This window comes from Burkholderia sp. BCC0097 (genome assembly GCF_902832985.1).
Classification (GTDB): Bacteria; Pseudomonadota; Gammaproteobacteria; order Burkholderiales; family Burkholderiaceae; genus Burkholderia; species Burkholderia orbicola.
This window is the reverse complement of the sequence record NZ_CADFDM010000006.1, coordinates 341,159-357,429: the sequence shown is the minus strand read 5'-3', so window position 1 is coordinate 357,429 and position 16,271 is coordinate 341,159. Positions and strand designations below refer to the sequence as shown.

The following is a 16,271-nucleotide window of genomic DNA, read 5'->3' as shown; positions in this document are numbered from 1 at the left end:
ATTGCGCACCGGTTGCCCCGGGCGCCCATGACAAGAAAGACCGGCTAGCCATGAATATCGAAACGTCGACGGACCCCAGCCTGGATGCAGGCCACTCCGGGCCCGACTATGCCCGCCGCAATCCGCTGGAAATCGGCGTGCAGCTGCGCAACCTGGTGAATCGCGGCGATTTCCTGACCGTGCAGTACCCGGGCGGCCAGCTCGTCACGCGTCTGCTCGAGGTCGACGTCGGCGCGCGGACGTTCACGTTCGACTGGGGCGCGCTGTCCGAGCAGAACGCCGGCATCCTCGGCGCGTCGCGCTGCACGTTCGCGGCTTCGCCGGAGGGCGTGCGCGTCGAATTCACCACGGGCACGCCGCGCGAGACGCGCTACGAGGGGCTGCCCGCGTTCGTCGCCGATTTCCCGGACGTGCTGGTGTGCATCCAGCGCCGCGAATATTTCCGCGTGGATGCGCCGATCGTCGATCCGTTCCTGTGCCGCGGAAAGCTGCCGGACGGCGAAGGCTTCCTGTTCGAGGTGCACAACCTGTCGCTCGGCGGCGTGGGGCTGCGCACGGCCGACGAGCGCGTCGAGGCGCTCGAGGTCGGCACGCTGCTGCCGGACGTCGAGCTCGAGCTGACCGGCCACGGCAAGCTGTCGCTCGACCTGCAACTGGTGTCGCAGCGTTCGACGCAGATGCCGAACGGGTCGCGCCGCTACCAGCTCGGCTTCCGTTACATGTCGCTGCCGGGCAGCGCGGAGAACACGCTGCAGCGGCTGATCACCCAGCTCGAAATGAAGCGCCGCTCGCTCGCGCGGGCCTGACGCGTACGCGGCGCCGGCCCGTCCGGGCCGCCCGCGCAGCGCCGCCGGCACCTTTCGCCGGCCGCTTCGAACGGCGACGCACGCCCGTGCGTCGCGCGTGCATTTTTTCCTCAATTTTTTCGATCCGCGGCCGTTATACCGGGAGTCACGCAACCCGGCGGCCGCAGCGCGGCCGGCTCATCAGGATCGCGCATGTCCAACTCACTCATGAACCTCGGTGTCAGCGGCCTGAATGCCGCGCTCTGGGGCCTCACGACGACCGGCCAGAACATCAGCAACGCGGCGACGCCCGGCTATTCGGTCGAACGCCCCGTCTATGCCGAGGCAAGCGGGCAGTACACCAGCAGCGGCTACATGCCCCAGGGCGTGAACACCGTCACCGTGCAGCGGCAGTACAGCCAGTACCTGAGCGACCAGTTGAACGGCGCGCAGACGCAGGGCGGCGCGCTGTCGACGTGGTACTCGCTCGTCACGCAGCTGAACAACTACATCGGCAGCCCGACGGCCGGCATCTCGACCGCGATCACGAGCTACTTCACCGGGATGCAGAACGTCGCGAACAGCGCGTCCGACTCGTCGGTGCGGCAGACCGCGATGAGCAATGCGCAGACGCTCGCGAACCAGATCACGGCGGCCGGCCAGCAGTACGACGCACTGCGCCAGAGCGTGAACACGCAGCTCACCAGCACCGTCACGCAGATCAACGCGTACACCGCGCAGATCGCGCAACTGAACCAGCAGATCGCGTCGGCGAGCAGCCAGGGCCAGCCGCCGAACCAGCTGATGGACCAGCGCGACCTCGCGGTGTCGAACCTGTCGAATCTCGCGGGCGTGCAGGTGGTGCGCAACAGCGACGGCTACAGCGTGTTCATGTCGGGCGGCACGCCGCTCGTCGTCGCGGACAAGAGCTACCAGCTCGCGACCGTCACGTCGCCGTCCGATCCGAGCGAGCTGACCGTCGTGTCGCAGGGCATCGCGGGCGCGAACCCGCAGGGGCCGAACCAGTTCCTGTCCGACGCGTCGCTGTCGGGCGGCACGCTGGGCGGCCTGCTCGCGTTCCGCAGCCAGACGCTCGACCCGGCCGAAGCGCAGCTCGGCGCGATCGCGACCAGCTTCGCCGCGCAGGTCAATGCGCAGAACGCGCTCGGCATCGACCTGTCGGGCAAGGTCGGCGGAAACCTGTTTTCGACCGGCGCGCCGATCACCTACGCGAACCAGGGCAATACCGGCAACGCGGCGCTTTCCGTGTCGTTCGCGAACGCCGCGCAGCCGACCACCAGCGACTACACGCTCGCGTACGACGGCACGAACTACACGCTGACCGACCGTGCGACCGGCACGGTGGTCGGTACGTCGACGTCGATGCCGGCCTCGATCGGCGGGCTGAACTTCTCGTTCTCGTCCGGCTCGATGAGCGCCGGCGACAAGTTCACCGTGCAGCCGACGCGCGGCGCGCTGAACGGCTTTGGCCTCGCGACGTCGAACGGCTCCGCGATCGCGGCGGCCGCGCCGTACGTGCCGTCGGCCACGACGACCAACACCGGCAACGGCACGATCGGCGGGCTGTCGGTCACGAGCGCGACGGCCGCGGCCAACGCGCACAACTACACGATCACGATGGGCGGCACCACGGCCGCGCCGACCTACACGGTCACCGACAACACGGTCGTGCCGCCGACGACCAGCGCCGCGCAGCCGTACCAGTCCGGCTCGCCGATCACGCTGACGGCGGGCGTCACGGTGACGGTGTCGGGCACGCCGGCGGTGGGCGACACGTTCAAGGTCGCGCCGAACACGGGCGGCACGAACGACGGCAGCAACGCGCTCGCGCTGTCGAAGCTCGTCAACTCGAAGTCATTCGGCAACGGTTCGGCGACGCTGACGGGCGCGTACGCGAACTACGTGAACGGCATCGGCAACACGGCGAGCCAGCTGAAGTCGTCGAGCGCCGCGCAGACCGCGCTGGTCGGCCAGATCACGCAGGCGCAGCAGTCGGTGTCGGGCGTGAACCAGAACGAGGAAGCGGCCAACCTGATGCAGTACCAGCAGCTTTACCAGGCGAACGCGAAGGTGATCCAGACCGCGTCGACGCTGTTCCAGACCGTGCTCGGCCTGTTCAACTGATTTCGGGGTAAGCGATGCGGATTTCCACTGCGCAGTTCTACCAGATGAACGTCGCCCAGATGAGCGACCAGCAGGCGCAGCTCTCGCAGCTGTACCAGCAGATCTCGAGCGGCGTGAGCCTCGCGACGCCGGCCGACAACCCGCTCGGCGCGGCGCAGGCCGTGCAGCTGTCGATGACGTCGGCGACGCTGTCGCAGTACGCGTCGAACCAGAACGCCGCGCTGTCGTCGCTGCAGAAGGAAGACCAGACGCTCATCAGCGTCAACAACCTGCTCAACAGCATTCACACGGTCGTGATCCAGGCCGGCGACGGCTCGTTGTCGGACAGCGATCGTTCGGCACTGTCGACGCAGTTGCAGGGTTATCGCGACCAGCTGATGACGCTCGCGAATTCGACCGACGGCTCGGGCAATTACCTGTTCGCGGGCTTCCAGTCGGCCACCGCGCCGTTCTCGAACGCGCCGGGCGGCGGCGTGACCTACAGCGGCGACACCGGCTCGCGCCAGGTGCAGATCGCCGACACGCGCTCGATCGCGCAGGGCGACAACGGCGCGAACGTGTTCCTGTCGGTGCCGATGCTCGGCAGCCAGCCGGTGCCGCTCGCCGGCGCGGCCAACACCGGCACGGGCACGATCGGCGGCGTGACGATCACGAGCCCGTCGGCCGCGTCCAACGCGCACCAGTTCACGATCGCGTTCGGCGGCACGGCCGCCGCGCCGACCTATACGGTGACCGACAACACCGTCGTGCCGCCGACCACGACGACCGCGCAACCGTATTCGGACGGCGCAGGGATCGCGCTCGGCAACGGCCTGTCGGTGCCCGTGTCGGGCAAGCCGGCCCCGGGCGACACGTTCACGGTCACGCCCGCGCCGCAGGCCGGCACCGACGTGTTCGCGGCGCTCGACACGATGATCGCCGCGCTGAAGGTGCCCATCAGCAGCAACACGAGCGCCGCGACCGCGCTCGCGAACGCGATGACCACCGGCACGACCAAGCTGAACAACATGATGACGAACGTCCTCACGGTGCAGGCGTCGGTCGGCGGCCGCGAGCAGGAAATCAAGGCGATGCAGGCCGTGAATCAGACCAACACGCTGCAGGTCAGCAGCGACCTGGCCGACCTGACGAGCACCAACATGGTCGCGACGATCAGCCAGTTCCTGCAGATGCAGAACGCGCTGACGGGGTCGCAGAAGGCCTACGCGCAATTGCAGAACCTGTCGCTGTTCCAGTACATCAATCCGTGATGCACGACGCGCCGGCGGCGAGGTGAGCGCGCGCTTACTTCGCTGTCGGCGCCCGCCGCCGCCCGTGCATCGTGCGCGGACGGGCGCTTCACCGGGCCGCGCGCTCGCGCACCGGTTCTCTCATGCGGGCTGCCGCGTCCTCGTTTGGCCGGCCGCGCATACCGGCTCGCTTGCCAGCCCCCATTCCGCTCCGTAAACTCGCGCCAGATTCCAGACCGGCGCATCCTTCGCAGCCGGCGACCGACGACCGACAGGAGCGCTTTCCCCATGTCCGATTCCTATTTCCCGCGCTGGCGGGTCCAGCCGACCGGCGCGGCCTCGCGCGTGGTCGGCCCCGACGAGCGTCTCGCGTGGCCGCAGATGGTCGCGATGGGCGTGCAGCACGTCGTCGCGATGTTCGGTTCGACCGTGCTCGCGCCGCTGCTGATGGGCTTCGACCCGAACCTGTGCATCTTCATGTCGGGCATCGGCACGCTGCTGTTCTTCGTGCTGGTCGGCGGCCGCGTGCCGAGCTATCTCGGCTCGAGCTTCGCGTTCATCGGCCTCGTGATCGCGGTGACGGGCTACGGCGGCAGCGGCCCGAACCCGAACATTCCGGTCGCGCTCGGCGGGATCGTCGCGTGCGGCGTCGTGTACGTCGCGCTCGGCGCGCTGGTGCAGGCGATCGGCACGCGCTGGATCGAGACGCTGATGCCGCCCGTCGTGACCGGCGCGGTGGTCGCGGTGATCGGGCTGAACCTCGCGCCGATCGCGGTCAAGGGCGTGTCGGGCTCGACCTTCGAATCGGTGATGGCGCTCGTCACGGTGCTGTGCGTCGGCGGCGTCGCGGTGTTCGCGCGCGGGATGATGCAGCGCCTCTTGATCCTCGTCGGGCTCGTGATCGCGTACGTGATCTACGCGATCACGACCAACGGGATGGGCCTCGGCAAGCCGATCGATTTCGCGATCGTCGCGCATGCCGCGTGGTTCGGCGTGCCGAGCTTCCGCGCGCCGGTGTTCGATCCGCATGCGATGCTGATGCTCGCGCCGATCGCGGTGATCCTCGTTGCGGAGAACCTCGGCCACATCAAGGCCGTCAGCGCGATGACGGGCAGCAACCTCGACCGCTACGTCGGCCGGGCGTTCATCGGCGACGGGCTCGCGACGATCGTGTCGGGCAGCGTCGGCGGCACGGGCGTGACCACCTACGCGGAGAACATCGGCGTGATGGCCGTCACGCGGATCTATTCGACGCTGGTGTTCGCGATCGCCGCGCTGATCGCGATCGGGCTGGGCTTCTCGCCGAAGTTCGGCGCGGTGATCCAGACGATTCCGGGCCCGGTGCTCGGCGGCGTGTCGATCGTGGTGTTCGGGCTGATCGCGGTGACGGGCGCGCGGATCTGGGTCGTCAACAAGGTCGACTTTTCCGACAACCGCAACCTGATCGTCGCGGCCGTCACGCTCGTGCTCGGCGCCGGCGACTTCTCGCTGAAGATCGGCGGCTTCGGGCTCGGCGGGATCGGCACCGCGACGTTCGGCGCGATCATCCTGTACGCGATCCTGCGCAAGGAAAAGGAACCGGGGCCGGTGGTTTGATTCGGGCGCGGGCGGTGCAATGCCGCCCGCGGGCGCACCTTCATGCGCCCGTATTCGACTGCCCCTGCAACCACGCACAGAACTGCGCGACGAGCGGATCGTCGGCCGGCGCGCCCGGCGCGATCCACCAGTAGCTGCGCGTCGCGATGCGCGGCCCGTCGAGCGGCATCACCAGGCGCCCGCTCGCGAGCTCGTCGTCGATCAGCGGCAGCGGGCCGAGCGCGACGCCCAGCCCGTCGACGGCCGCCTGCAGCGCCAGGTAGAAGTGGTCGAACGACTGTCGCTTGCGCCCCTTCATCGCGACGCCGGCCGCCGCGAACCAGTCGCGCCAGCCTTCCGGCCGCGTATCCGAATGCAGCAGCACGTGCCGCGCGAGATCGTCCGCGCGGGCGATCGGCGCGCGCTTGAGCAGCGCCGGGCTGCACACCGGAATCACGCTTTCGTCGAGGAAGTGGCCGCTCGTGCAGTTCGGCCAGTGGCCGGCGCCGCGGCGGATCGCGACGTCGAAGCCATTCAGCGTGTCGAGCGGCGCGTTCGACGTCGACAGCTTCAGCTCGACGTTCGGCACGTCGCGCTGGAACCGCGACAGGCGCGGCAGCAGCCATTTCATCGCGAAGGTCGGCAGCGCGTTGATGCGCAGCACGCGCGCCGCGCCGGTGTTGCGCAATTGCTCGGTCGCGAGCGCGATGCTGTCGAAGGCCGCGCGCACGGTGTCCAGGTAGCGGCGCCCTTCGTCGGTGAGCTTCACGCGCTTGCCGTAGCGGTGAAACACCGGCTTGCCGAGCCACGCCTCGAACCCGGCGATCTGCCGGCTGATGGCACCGTGAGTCACATGCAGCTCATCGCCGGCGGCGCTGAAGCTTTCATGTCGTGCCGCAGCTTCAAAGGCCCGAAGCGCGGAAAAGGGTGGGAGATCGCGTGCCATGCTTGTGATTCTAGATCACAAGGGCGCGCCGATAAAATCGTTTTGCCGGAATCCTGAACGGCGGTAACCTCGCTTCACCGTTTGATGAGGAGCCCCATGCAATCCGCTTTTCAGCCTGACTCGCCGCCCGCCTCCCCGCCGCCTGGCGCGTCTCCTCGCAGCGTCGGCCTCGCCGAGCTGTTCACCGGTTTCCTGTCGCTCGGCCTGATGTCGTTCGGCGGTGCGTTGCCGTTCGCGCGGCGCACGATCGTCGACGAGCGCAAGTGGCTCTCCGCCGACGAATTCACCGATCTGCTCGGCCTGTGCCAGTTCCTGCCGGGCGGCAACGTGATCAATCTGTCGGTTGCCGTCGGCATGCGCTTTCGCGGCGTCGCCGGTGCGTTCGCCGGCATTCTCGGGCTGATCGCCGGCCCGACGCTCGTCGTCGTCGCGCTCGGCGTGCTGTACGCGAAGACGCAGAACGATCCGCGCGTGCAGCACCTGTTCGCGGGGCTCGCGGCGGCGGCGGCCGGCCTGCTCGTCGCGATGGCCGTGAAGGTCGCGAAGCCGCTGCTTCGAGCACCGCGCACGGCGGCGGCGATCGCGGCGCTCGCGTTCGTCGCGATCGCGGTGCTGCGCATGCCGCTGTTGACCACGATGCTCGTGCTGACGCCCGTCAGCATCTGGCTCGCGTCGCGCCGCCGCGATGCGGGCACGCCGCGGCCGGCGCCGGATGCCGCGCCCGGCACGCGGGGCGCGCCCGACGCGCCCCGCTCGCAACAGGAGGGCCGGCCATGAGCGATACGCTGATCGACATCGCGACGATCTTCAGTCAGTTGTCGCTGCTCGCGTTCGGCGGCGGCAACACGATCCTGCCGGAGATGCAGCGGCAGGTCGTCGACGTGCATCACTGGATGAGCGCGCACGAGTTCACCGCGCTGTTCGCGCTGGCCCAGGCGGCGCCCGGGCCGAACATGATGATCGTGTCGCTGGTCGGCTGGCACGTGGCCGGCTGGGCCGGGCTGCTTGTCGCGTCGCTCGCGAAGTTCGGGCCGTCGTCGATCGTCACCGTGCTCGCGCTGCATGCGTGGGAGCGCTTTCGCGACCGGCCGTGGCGCCGCTATGTGCAGCAGGGGATGATGCCGGTGACGGCCGGGCTCGTCGCGGCAAGCGCGGTGCTGATTTCAGAGGCGTCGAACCGCACCGCGATCCAGTGGGGCATCACGGCCGCGTGCGCGGTGCTGGCGTGGCGCACGCGCATCCATCCGCTGTGGCTGCTCGCGGGCGGCGCGCTGATCGGGCTCACGGGCATCGGGCAGTGAGCGGCGCACAACCGCCCTCCCGTGCGCGATACTGTCGCGACTTTTCACGGGAGGATGGATGGATCTCGACGGCGCCAGCCGCAATCTCACTGTCGCCGCCTTGCTGACGCTGTCCGGCGGCTATCTCGACGCGTACACGTACGTCGGCCACGGCCACGTGTTCGCGAACACGATGACCGGCAACGTCGCGCTGCTCGGCATCAACCTGTCGGCCGGCGAATGGGCCGCCGCGCTGCATCACGTGCCGCCGCTCGGCGGCTTCGTGCTCGCGGTGTTCGTCGCGCACCTGCTCGGTCTCGTCGCGGGGCGCGGCTGGATGCGGCATACGGCGTTCGTGAGCCTGATCGTCGAAATCGCGTTTCTCGGCGTCGCCGCGAGCGGCCTCGTCGGCGCGTCGAGCGCATGGCTGATTCCGGGCATCTCGTTCGTCGCGACGCTGCAGACGCTGTCGTTCACCCATCTCGAGGAACTGTCGTACACGTCGGTGATGACGACCGGCAACTTGCGGCGCGCCGCGCAGAAGCTGTTCGTCGGGCTGATTCCGCGCTACGACGCGGGCGCGCTGCACGACTCGGCGCTGCTCGCGACGATCAGCTTCTGTTTCCTGGCCGGCGCGGTGGTCGGCGGCCTCGTGACGCGGCTCGTGCCGGACATCGCGCTGTGGGGCGCCGTGTTGCTGCTCGTCGGCGCGTTCGCGGAGATCGTGCGGCGGGCGTGGCGTCGCGCGGGGAACGGCGGTGCGGGCGACACGGGCGGTAACGGCGACGCGGGCGACAGCAGCGACGGGGCGGCGCAGAGGACCTGAGGGGGCGGGTAAGCGGCAAGCCGCAAGCCGACCGCACCGATCGCAACGACCATTTCACCGCGCCCCGCGCCCCGCGCCCCGCGCCCCGCGCCCCGCGCCCCGCGCGATCGCACCGCACCATCGCCGAACCTTACAGCGCCGCACGTGCCTGCCGGCGCCGTCGCGCACCCTCCCGCCCTCGCGCGAGACCGCCCCGGCGCGGGAAACGTTGTTCCCGGACGACAATCGCGCGATTGCCGCGTATTTCAATTTCTTTCAGCGTTGGCACTGGTCTTATGATTCAGCCCACATCGCGCACGCCATGAACGTGCGCGATCGCCACCCGGCTGCGCACGCGGCCGGCCATGAATGGAGACACCTACAAAAGGGAAAGCTCATGAAGCAGACCACCCGACTCGCAGTCATCGCAGGGGGCGCGGCGCTGGCCTTCGCCAGCCAGTACGCAGCAGCACAAAGCTCGGTCACGCTGTGGGGCGTCGCCGACGCCAGCATTCGTTACCTGACCAACGCCAACGCCAAGAACGACGGCCTGCTGTCGATGACCAACGGCGCGATCACGAACAGCCGCTTCGGCATCTACGGCACGGAAGACCTCGGCGGCGGCCTGAAGGCCGTGTTCAACCTCGAGAGCGGCGTGAACCTGCAGAACGGCGCGTTCGCCGACAGCGGCCGCCTGTTCAACCGCGCGGCGTACGTCGGCCTGCAGAGCCCGTACGGCACGGTGACCCTCGGCCGCCAGAAGACGCCGCTGTTCGACCTGCTGTCGGACACCTACGATCCTCTGACGGTCGGCAACTACCTCGAAAACGCGTGGCTGCCGGTCGCACTCGGCGGCGGCCTGTATGCGGACAACCAGATCAAGTACACGGGCAAGTTCGAGGGCCTGACGGCGAAGGCGATGTACTCGACCGGCACCAACTACGAATCGACCGGCGCCGGCGGCTTCTCGGGCCAGATTCCGGGCTCGCTCGGCAAGGGCAATGCGTGGGGCGTGTCGCTGTCGTACGTGATGGGCCCGCTCAGCATCGCGGCCGGTGCGCAGCAGAACAGCGACAACTCGGCGCGCAAGCAGACGATCTACCACGCGAACGTCGTGTACGCGTTCAGCAAGGCGAAGATCTACGCGGGCTACCTGCGCTCGAAGGACGACACGGGCTTCGTCGACAGCCTGCTCGCGCAGCAGTCGATTCCGGTCGCGAAGGGCACGGGCCGCATCGACGACGGTCCGTTCGCGGGCGTGAGCTGGCAGGTCAGCGCGCCGCTGACGCTGACGGGCGCGTTCTACTACGACCACATGCGCAATGCGATGACCACGAACGGCACGCTCGCGAGCGGCAACCGCTACGCGATCGTCGGCATCGCCGAGTACGCGCTGAGCAAGCGCACCGAAATCTACGGCACCGTCGACTTCAACAAGACGAACGGCGCGGCGAACGTCGAGTTGCCGGGCCGCAGCAACCAGACGGGCATCGCGATCGGCCTGCGCAATATCTTCTGACGAACGTCGGAACGCACGCGCCGGCTTCGTCCGGCACGCATCGAAGAGGCTCCGCGAGGGGCCTCTTTTTTTTCGTCGTGCGAGCTTCATACGCACGCCCGACTATTCGGCGAACGCTCCATTGCGGAAGTCCCGCGCCGTAAGCGATCCGTCGGCAATCCACAACATACTTTTACAGTCCGCGTGCAGGCTTTCCGCTACGCTGCGTGCATCGCGCGTTGCATGCCGTCCGGCGTGCGCGTGCGTCGTTCCGGTGGCGCTCCGTGAGCGCGGCCGGCCTGGTGCGTAACTTGTGTATCCGGCGATGACAAACACGGTCCGCCGGTTTCTTTCGTGGGACGATGCGCTCACGATTTTCTTGAAAGGGGATGACGATGGGTATCCTGAATGTCGTGGGTGAGATCGCCGGCGCGGTCGCCGCCGTCGAAGGCGCGGAGAAGCTGGATCCGGATGCGGGCCTCCTGACCAAGGCGGCCGCGGCCGTCGCCGGTTTCAAGGGCGCCGAGGCGATCGAAGGCATGCTCGAGAAGAAGGACGAGCAGCCGCAGCAGGCGGACGATACGCAGGCGACGGACGGCAGCGACACGTCGCAGGCATGAGCATGGCGGCCGGTCGGGCCGCGGGCGCGCCTTTCGCGCGCCGGGCCGGCCGGCGCCGCGCAATCGGCAGGTCGGGCATGCGGTCGATCGGTGACGCATGGCACAACCGCCAGCCGGTTTGACCGGCGAGAGGCCTCGTCTCTCGCCGTTTTTTATTGGGCGCGCGGCACGCACCACGCGCCGCACGAATCCCCGAATCTTGCTATCGTCCCTCCATCCGAACTGCGATGAGGGAATGCGATGGATTTCGACTACGACCTGTTCGTCATCGGCGCCGGCTCGGGCGGCGTGCGGCTCGCGCGCATGTCCGCGTCATACGGCGCACGCGTCGGCATAGCGGAAGAGGAGCAGATCGGCGGCACCTGCGTGCTGCGCGGCTGCATCCCGAAGAAGCTGCTCGTCTACGCCTCGCACTACCCGCACGAAGTCGACGACGCGAAGGGCTTCGGCTGGACCTTCGGCGCCGGCACGCTCGACTGGCCCGCGCTGATCGTCGCGAAGGATCGCGAGATCAACCGGCTCAGCGACATCTACATCAGCCTGCTGCGGCAATCGGGCGTCGACATGCACGCCGGCCGCGCGACGCTCGTCGATGCGCATACCGTCGCGATCGGCGAGCGCACGATCCGCGCGCGCCACATCGCGATCGCGACCGGCTCGCGGCCGTCGCTGCCGCCGCGGCCCGGCATCGAGCATGCGATCACGTCGCGCGAGGCGCTGTCGCTCGCGGCGCTGCCCAAACGCATCGCGGTGGTCGGCGGCGGCTATATCGCGGTCGAGTTCGCGGGTATCTTCAACGGCTTCGGCAGCCTCGTCGACCTGTTCTATCGCGGCGAAAAGATCCTGCGCGGCTTCGACGACGACGTGCGTGAGTTCCTGACCGACGAGATGACGAAGCAGGGCGTCACGATTCATCCGCGCGCGGTGATCGAATCGATCGAGCGCGCGAGCGACGGCACGCTGTTCGTGCATGTCGGCGACGCGCGGCACGGGCCGTACGACCAGGTGCTCTATGCGACCGGCCGCGTGCCGAACGTCGACGGGATCGGGCTCGAGCAGGCGGGCATCCTGCTCGATGCGCGCGGCGCGATTGCCGTCGATGCGTATTCGGCGACGTCGGTGCCGTCGATCCATGCGATCGGCGACGTCACGTCGCGGCCGCAGCTCACGCCGGTCGCGACGCGCGACGCCGGCTTGCTCGCGCGCACGCTGTTCGGCGGCTCGCGCGTCGCGGTCGATCACGCATACGTGCCGTCGGCCGTGTTCAGCCAGCCGGAAGTCGCGACGGTCGGCCTGACCGAGGCCGATGCGCGTCGTACGCTTGGCGACGTCGACATCTACCGCACGTCGTTCAAGGCGCTGCGTCACACGCTGTCGGGCCGCGACGAGCGCACGCTGATGAAGCTCGTCGTCGCGCGCGACAGCCAGCGCGTGGTCGGCGCGCACATGGTCGGCCGCGAGGCGGGCGAGATCATCCAGGGCATCGCGATCGCGATTCGCGCGGGCGCGACGAAGGCGCAGTTCGACGACACGATCGGCATTCATCCGACCGCGGCCGAGGAATTCGTGACGATGCGGCAGAAGGTGGGCGACTAGCGGGAACCGGGAAACCGCACGCGCGTTTGCACCGATGCATGCGCGCGTGCGGTCGGAATGTCGGAGCGCGCCGAATCGACGGCGTGTCTCATGCCCGTCCGAAATTCGTCAATTCTTTTCAAGAAACCCCGCCTCGATAACCGGACTTGGTATGATCGCGAAAAATCATATACGGGGCCGATCATGCGCGATCAACAGCGCAGCAAGCAGAACAATGGGGTAACCGGCGCACGCGAGCCTGTCGCGTATTGCATTGCCCATCCGCTTCGTGCCGCGACCCATCCGTTGCGGACACCCATCCTTCACATACCGCTATCGCCGGCCCGGCGCTGACCGCATGCGTGCGCATCGCACCGATGCGCGCGTGTCCGTTCGCGCCGTAGCCGTTTCGACCGCCGGATCGTTCGCGAGCCGGCGTGCCCGTGCAGGGCATTCTTTCCACGCAAGGAGACCAGCAGTGAACATTCAGACACGACGCACCGTCCTCGTGGCGGCAGCGGTCGTCGCGGCGCTGTCCGGCTGCGCGACCGAATCGTCGCGCACGCTCGACGTGCCGGCCGTCAGCAGCGCGCAGAAGCCGTACGCGGGCAAGCCCGTCGCGATCGCCGTCGGCAAGTTCGACAACCGCTCGAGCTACATGCGCGGCATCTTCTCCGACGGCATCGACCGCCTCGGCGGACAGGCGAAGACGATTCTCGTCACGCGCCTGCAGCAGAGCCGCCGCTTCAACGTGCTCGATCGCGAGAACCTCGAAGAGATCAAGCAGGAAGCGGGCTTCATGAAGAAGGCGCAGGCCGTGAAGGGCGCGAACTACGTGGTGACCGGCGACGTGACCGAGTTCGGCCGCAAGGACGTCGGCGATCATCAACTGTTCGGCATTCTCGGTCGCGGCAAGACGCAGGTCGCATACGCGAAGGTCAACCTGAACATCGTCGACACGACGACGTCGGAAGTCGTCGCATCGAGCCAGGGCGCGGGCGAGTTCAGCCTGTCGAACCGCGAGGTGATCGGCTTCGGCGGTACGGCCGGCTACGACTCGACGCTCAACGGCAAGGTGCTGGACCTCGCGATCCAGGAAGCCGTGAACCATCTGGCCGAGCAGGTGGACGCCGGCGCATTGAAGGTCGCGCAGTAAGCGTCGCGCAGTAAGCGTCGCAACCTGCCGCAGCGGGCGCCGGGGCCGGCGCCGCGCTCGCACGATTCACCACGACATCAAAAGAGAAAAGACCATGAAACGGGGTAACTGGCTGCCGGCGACGGCCGCCGCCTTGCTGCTCGCCGGCTGCGCGAGCTCGCCGCCGCCGCTCTATCAGTGGACCGGCTATCAGCCGCAGGTGTACGAATACTTCAAGGGGCAGAAGTCGCCGCAGGAGCAGATCGACGCGCTCGAAAAAGCGCTGCAGGACATTCGCGCCAAGGGGCATACGCCGCCGCCGGGCTTCCATGCGCATCTCGGCATGCTGTACGCGAGCATCGGCAGCGAGCAGCAGGCCGAACAGGAATTGCAGGCCGAGAAACAGCTGTTTCCGGAGTCCGCGGCCTACATGGATTTCCTGCTGAAAAAGAAAGGCGGCGCGCAGAAGGCGGCTGATCCGAAGGCAGCCGGCCAGAAGGCTGTCGACCAGACGGTCGCCGGCCAGAAGAACGCCGATCCGACCACCGCCAAACAGTGAGCGACGCGCCAGCCATGTTCAAGACCCTCTCATTCAAGCTGCTGTCCGTGCTGTCGCTCGTCGCGCTGCTGAGCGCCTGCGCGCAGCCGGTGAAACGGCCCGATTACGCGGCGTTCAAGAAGAGCCAGCCGCGCTCGATCCTCGTGCTGCCGCCCGTCAACGAAACCTCCGACGTCGGCGCGACCTACGGGCTGCTGTCGCAGATGACGCTGCCGCTCGCCGAGTCGGGCTATTACGTCGTGCCGGTTGCCGTGATGGACGAGACCTTCAAGCAGAACGGCCTGACCAATGCGGCCGAGATCCAGGAAACGCCGCCCGCGAAGCTGCGCGAGATTTTCGGCGCGGACGCCGCGCTGTATTCGAAGGTGTCGCAGTACGGCACCGTCTACCGGATTCTCGCGAGCGCGACGGTCGTGTCGGCATCGGCGAAGCTCGTCGATCTGCGCACCGGCGACGTGCTGTGGCAAGGCCACGCGAGCGCGAGCAGCGACGAAGGCGGCAACAACGGCGGCGGCGGCCTGATCGGCATGCTGGTGGTGGCCGCGGTCAAGCAGATCGCGAATACGTTGATGGACCAGAGCCACGACGTCGCCGCGTTCACGAGCGGCCGCCTGCTGTCGGCCGGGCCGCCGGCCGGCTTGCTGTACGGGCCGCATTCGCCGAAGTACGGCACGGACTGACCGGCGCATGCGGCGCACGGGCACCGGCTGGTGTCCGTTGCGTCGGCGAGCCGCGTTCCGATCGAACGGCTGCGCGCGAGCGCGGCCGTTTTTTCTCGTGCATCGGCATCGCGGCGGGCGACGGGCTCAATGCACGCCGAACGCGTCGAGCAGCCGATACCAGCTCATCGCGAGCACCAGCGCCGGCGTGCGCAGCGCCTCGCCGCCCGGGAAGTCGCGATGCCGGATCTGGTCGAACAGGTCGAAGCGGCTCGCCTGCCCGTCGATCGCCTCGGCGATCAGCTTGCCCGCGAGCGCGGTCGTGTTCACGCCGTGCCCCGAGAACCCCTGCGCGAAGTACGTGGTCGGCGTGATGCGGCCGAAATGCGGCGCGCGGTTCATCGTGATGTCGACGAAGCCGCCCCACGCATAGTCGATCTTCACGTCCGCGAGTTGCGGGAACGTCTTCAGCATGTCGGCGCGCATCGCCGCGGCGAGATCACGCGGCTCGCGCGTCGAATAGCTGACCTTGCCGCCCCACACGAGCCGCGTGTCGGGCGCCGGCCGGAAATAGTCGAGCACGAAGCGGCTGTCGCAGATCGCCGCGCGGGCGGGCATCAGCGCGGCGGCGCGCGCTTCGCCGAGCGGCTCGGTCGCGATCACGTAGGTGCCGACCGGCATGATCTTCTTCGACAATGCGGGCGCGAGCGTGCCGACGTAGGTGTTGCAGGCGAGCACGACGAAGCGCGCGCGCACGTTGCCGCCGCTCGTCTCGACGACGTGGCCGCCCGCCACGTCGCGCACGCGCGTCACGCAGCTGTCCTCGTGAATGCGCACACCCGCGTCGGTCGCCGCCCGCGCGAGGCCGAGCGTGTAATTGAGCGGATGAAGGTGTCCGCTGTCGGGGTCGTACAGGCCGCCGCAATAGCGGGCCGACTGCACGTAGTCGCCGAGTTCGTCGGCTTCGACGAAGTGGAAGCGGTCGTAACCGAAGCGCTTCGCGGCTTCGTCGCGCCAGCGTTTCAGCGCATCGGCGTCGCGCTCGGTGTTGGCCGCGGTCAGGTAGCCGGGCACCAGCGCGCAGTCGATGTCGTGCTGCGCGATGCGAGATTTCACGAGCGACAGCGTTTCGAGCCCCATGTCCCAGATGCGCTTCACGTCGCCTTCGGGCATGAATTGCGCGAACGTGTCGATGTCGCACGCGAAGCCGCCGATCAACTGGCCGCCGTTGCGGCCGCTCGCCGCCCATCCGACCCGCGACGCTTCGAGCACGGTCACCGAATGGCCGCGCTCGGCGAGGTTGAGCGCGGCGGACAGGCCGGTGAGGCCCGCGCCGATCACGCACACGTCGGCGTCGGTCGTGCCGGCGAGCGGCGCGTGGCGGGTCGTGTCGTTGGCGGTCGCCGCGTAGTACGACGCGACGTGCGGCTGGTTGGCGAATGTCTGCATGATCAGGAAAG

At 68.3% G+C, this 16,271-nt stretch carries 15 protein-coding genes; 13 read left to right on the top strand and 2 right to left on the bottom strand.

What is annotated here, in order from left to right:
- The first annotated feature begins 50 nt into the window (after positions 1-50).
- From HWX07_RS22100 to HWX07_RS22085, 4 genes are all read left to right on the top strand, one after another.
- Positions 51-806 (top strand): flagellar brake protein, encoded by a 756-nt coding sequence (locus HWX07_RS22100; RefSeq protein ID WP_175877679.1) that lies wholly within the window; start codon positions 51-53, stop codon positions 804-806.
- Between the two features lie 192 nt (positions 807-998).
- On the top strand, positions 999-2,930 hold the full coding sequence (gene flgK, locus HWX07_RS22095; RefSeq protein ID WP_053524193.1) for a flagellar hook-associated protein FlgK: 1,932 nt from the start codon (positions 999-1,001) through the stop codon (positions 2,928-2,930).
- Positions 2,931-2,944: 14 nt separating this feature from the next.
- The gene (gene flgL / locus HWX07_RS22090) at positions 2,945-4,180 is read left to right on the top strand and encodes a flagellar hook-associated protein FlgL (protein WP_175766907.1); all 1,236 of its coding nucleotides are present in this window, start codon (positions 2,945-2,947) and stop codon (positions 4,178-4,180) included.
- A 267-nt stretch (positions 4,181-4,447) separates the two neighbouring features.
- Positions 4,448-5,755, top strand: coding sequence for a solute carrier family 23 protein (locus HWX07_RS22085; protein WP_006477569.1), 1,308 nt, complete (start codon positions 4,448-4,450; stop codon positions 5,753-5,755).
- Between the two features lie 40 nt (positions 5,756-5,795).
- Here the strand turns inward: HWX07_RS22085 and HWX07_RS22080 are convergent, their stop codons facing one another.
- A complete protein-coding gene (locus HWX07_RS22080; RefSeq protein ID WP_175877678.1) occupies positions 5,796-6,680 on the bottom strand; it encodes a transcriptional regulator GcvA in 885 nt (294 codons plus the stop codon).
- A 96-nt stretch (positions 6,681-6,776) separates the two neighbouring features.
- Here HWX07_RS22080 and HWX07_RS22075 point away from each other — a divergent pair, with 96 nt between their 5' ends.
- From HWX07_RS22075 to HWX07_RS22035, 9 genes are all read left to right on the top strand, one after another.
- Positions 6,777-7,457 (top strand): chromate transporter, encoded by a 681-nt coding sequence (locus HWX07_RS22075; protein WP_175877677.1) that lies wholly within the window; start codon positions 6,777-6,779, stop codon positions 7,455-7,457.
- On the top strand, positions 7,454-7,981 hold the full coding sequence (locus tag HWX07_RS22070; protein WP_175877676.1) for a chromate transporter: 528 nt from the start codon (positions 7,454-7,456) through the stop codon (positions 7,979-7,981). Before HWX07_RS22075 ends, HWX07_RS22070 begins: the two co-directional genes overlap by 4 nt.
- A 58-nt stretch (positions 7,982-8,039) precedes the next feature.
- Complete coding sequence (locus tag HWX07_RS22065) at positions 8,040-8,786, top strand: YoaK family protein (RefSeq protein ID WP_175877675.1); 747 nt, start codon at positions 8,040-8,042, stop codon at positions 8,784-8,786.
- A gap of 376 nt (positions 8,787-9,162) precedes the next feature.
- On the top strand, positions 9,163-10,284 hold the full coding sequence (locus HWX07_RS22060) for a porin (RefSeq protein WP_011546404.1): 1,122 nt from the start codon (positions 9,163-9,165) through the stop codon (positions 10,282-10,284).
- A 374-nt stretch (positions 10,285-10,658) separates the two neighbouring features.
- Positions 10,659-10,883 carry a hypothetical protein gene (locus HWX07_RS22055; RefSeq protein WP_011546403.1) on the top strand — a complete coding sequence of 75 codons (225 nt, stop codon included), beginning with the start codon at positions 10,659-10,661 and terminating at the stop codon, positions 10,881-10,883.
- Positions 10,884-11,123: 240 nt separating this feature from the next.
- Entirely contained in the window at positions 11,124-12,479 is a 1,356-nt protein-coding gene (gor, locus tag HWX07_RS22050) for a glutathione-disulfide reductase (protein WP_175877674.1), read from the top strand.
- Positions 12,480-12,942: 463 nt separating this feature from the next.
- Positions 12,943-13,614 carry a CsgG/HfaB family protein gene (locus tag HWX07_RS22045; protein WP_204101142.1) on the top strand — a complete coding sequence of 224 codons (672 nt, stop codon included), beginning with the start codon at positions 12,943-12,945 and terminating at the stop codon, positions 13,612-13,614.
- A gap of 94 nt (positions 13,615-13,708) precedes the next feature.
- Positions 13,709-14,152, top strand: coding sequence for a DUF4810 domain-containing protein (locus HWX07_RS22040; protein ID WP_175877673.1), 444 nt, complete (start codon positions 13,709-13,711; stop codon positions 14,150-14,152).
- A gap of 14 nt (positions 14,153-14,166) precedes the next feature.
- Complete coding sequence (locus tag HWX07_RS22035; protein ID WP_054928135.1) at positions 14,167-14,832, top strand: DUF799 domain-containing protein; 666 nt, start codon at positions 14,167-14,169, stop codon at positions 14,830-14,832.
- Positions 14,833-14,958: 126 nt separating this feature from the next.
- Here the strand turns inward: HWX07_RS22035 and HWX07_RS22030 are convergent, their stop codons facing one another.
- Positions 14,959-16,260 (bottom strand): FAD-binding oxidoreductase, encoded by a 1,302-nt coding sequence (locus HWX07_RS22030; RefSeq protein ID WP_175877672.1) that lies wholly within the window; start codon positions 16,258-16,260, stop codon positions 14,959-14,961.
- Between the last annotated feature and the right edge of the window lie 11 nt (positions 16,261-16,271).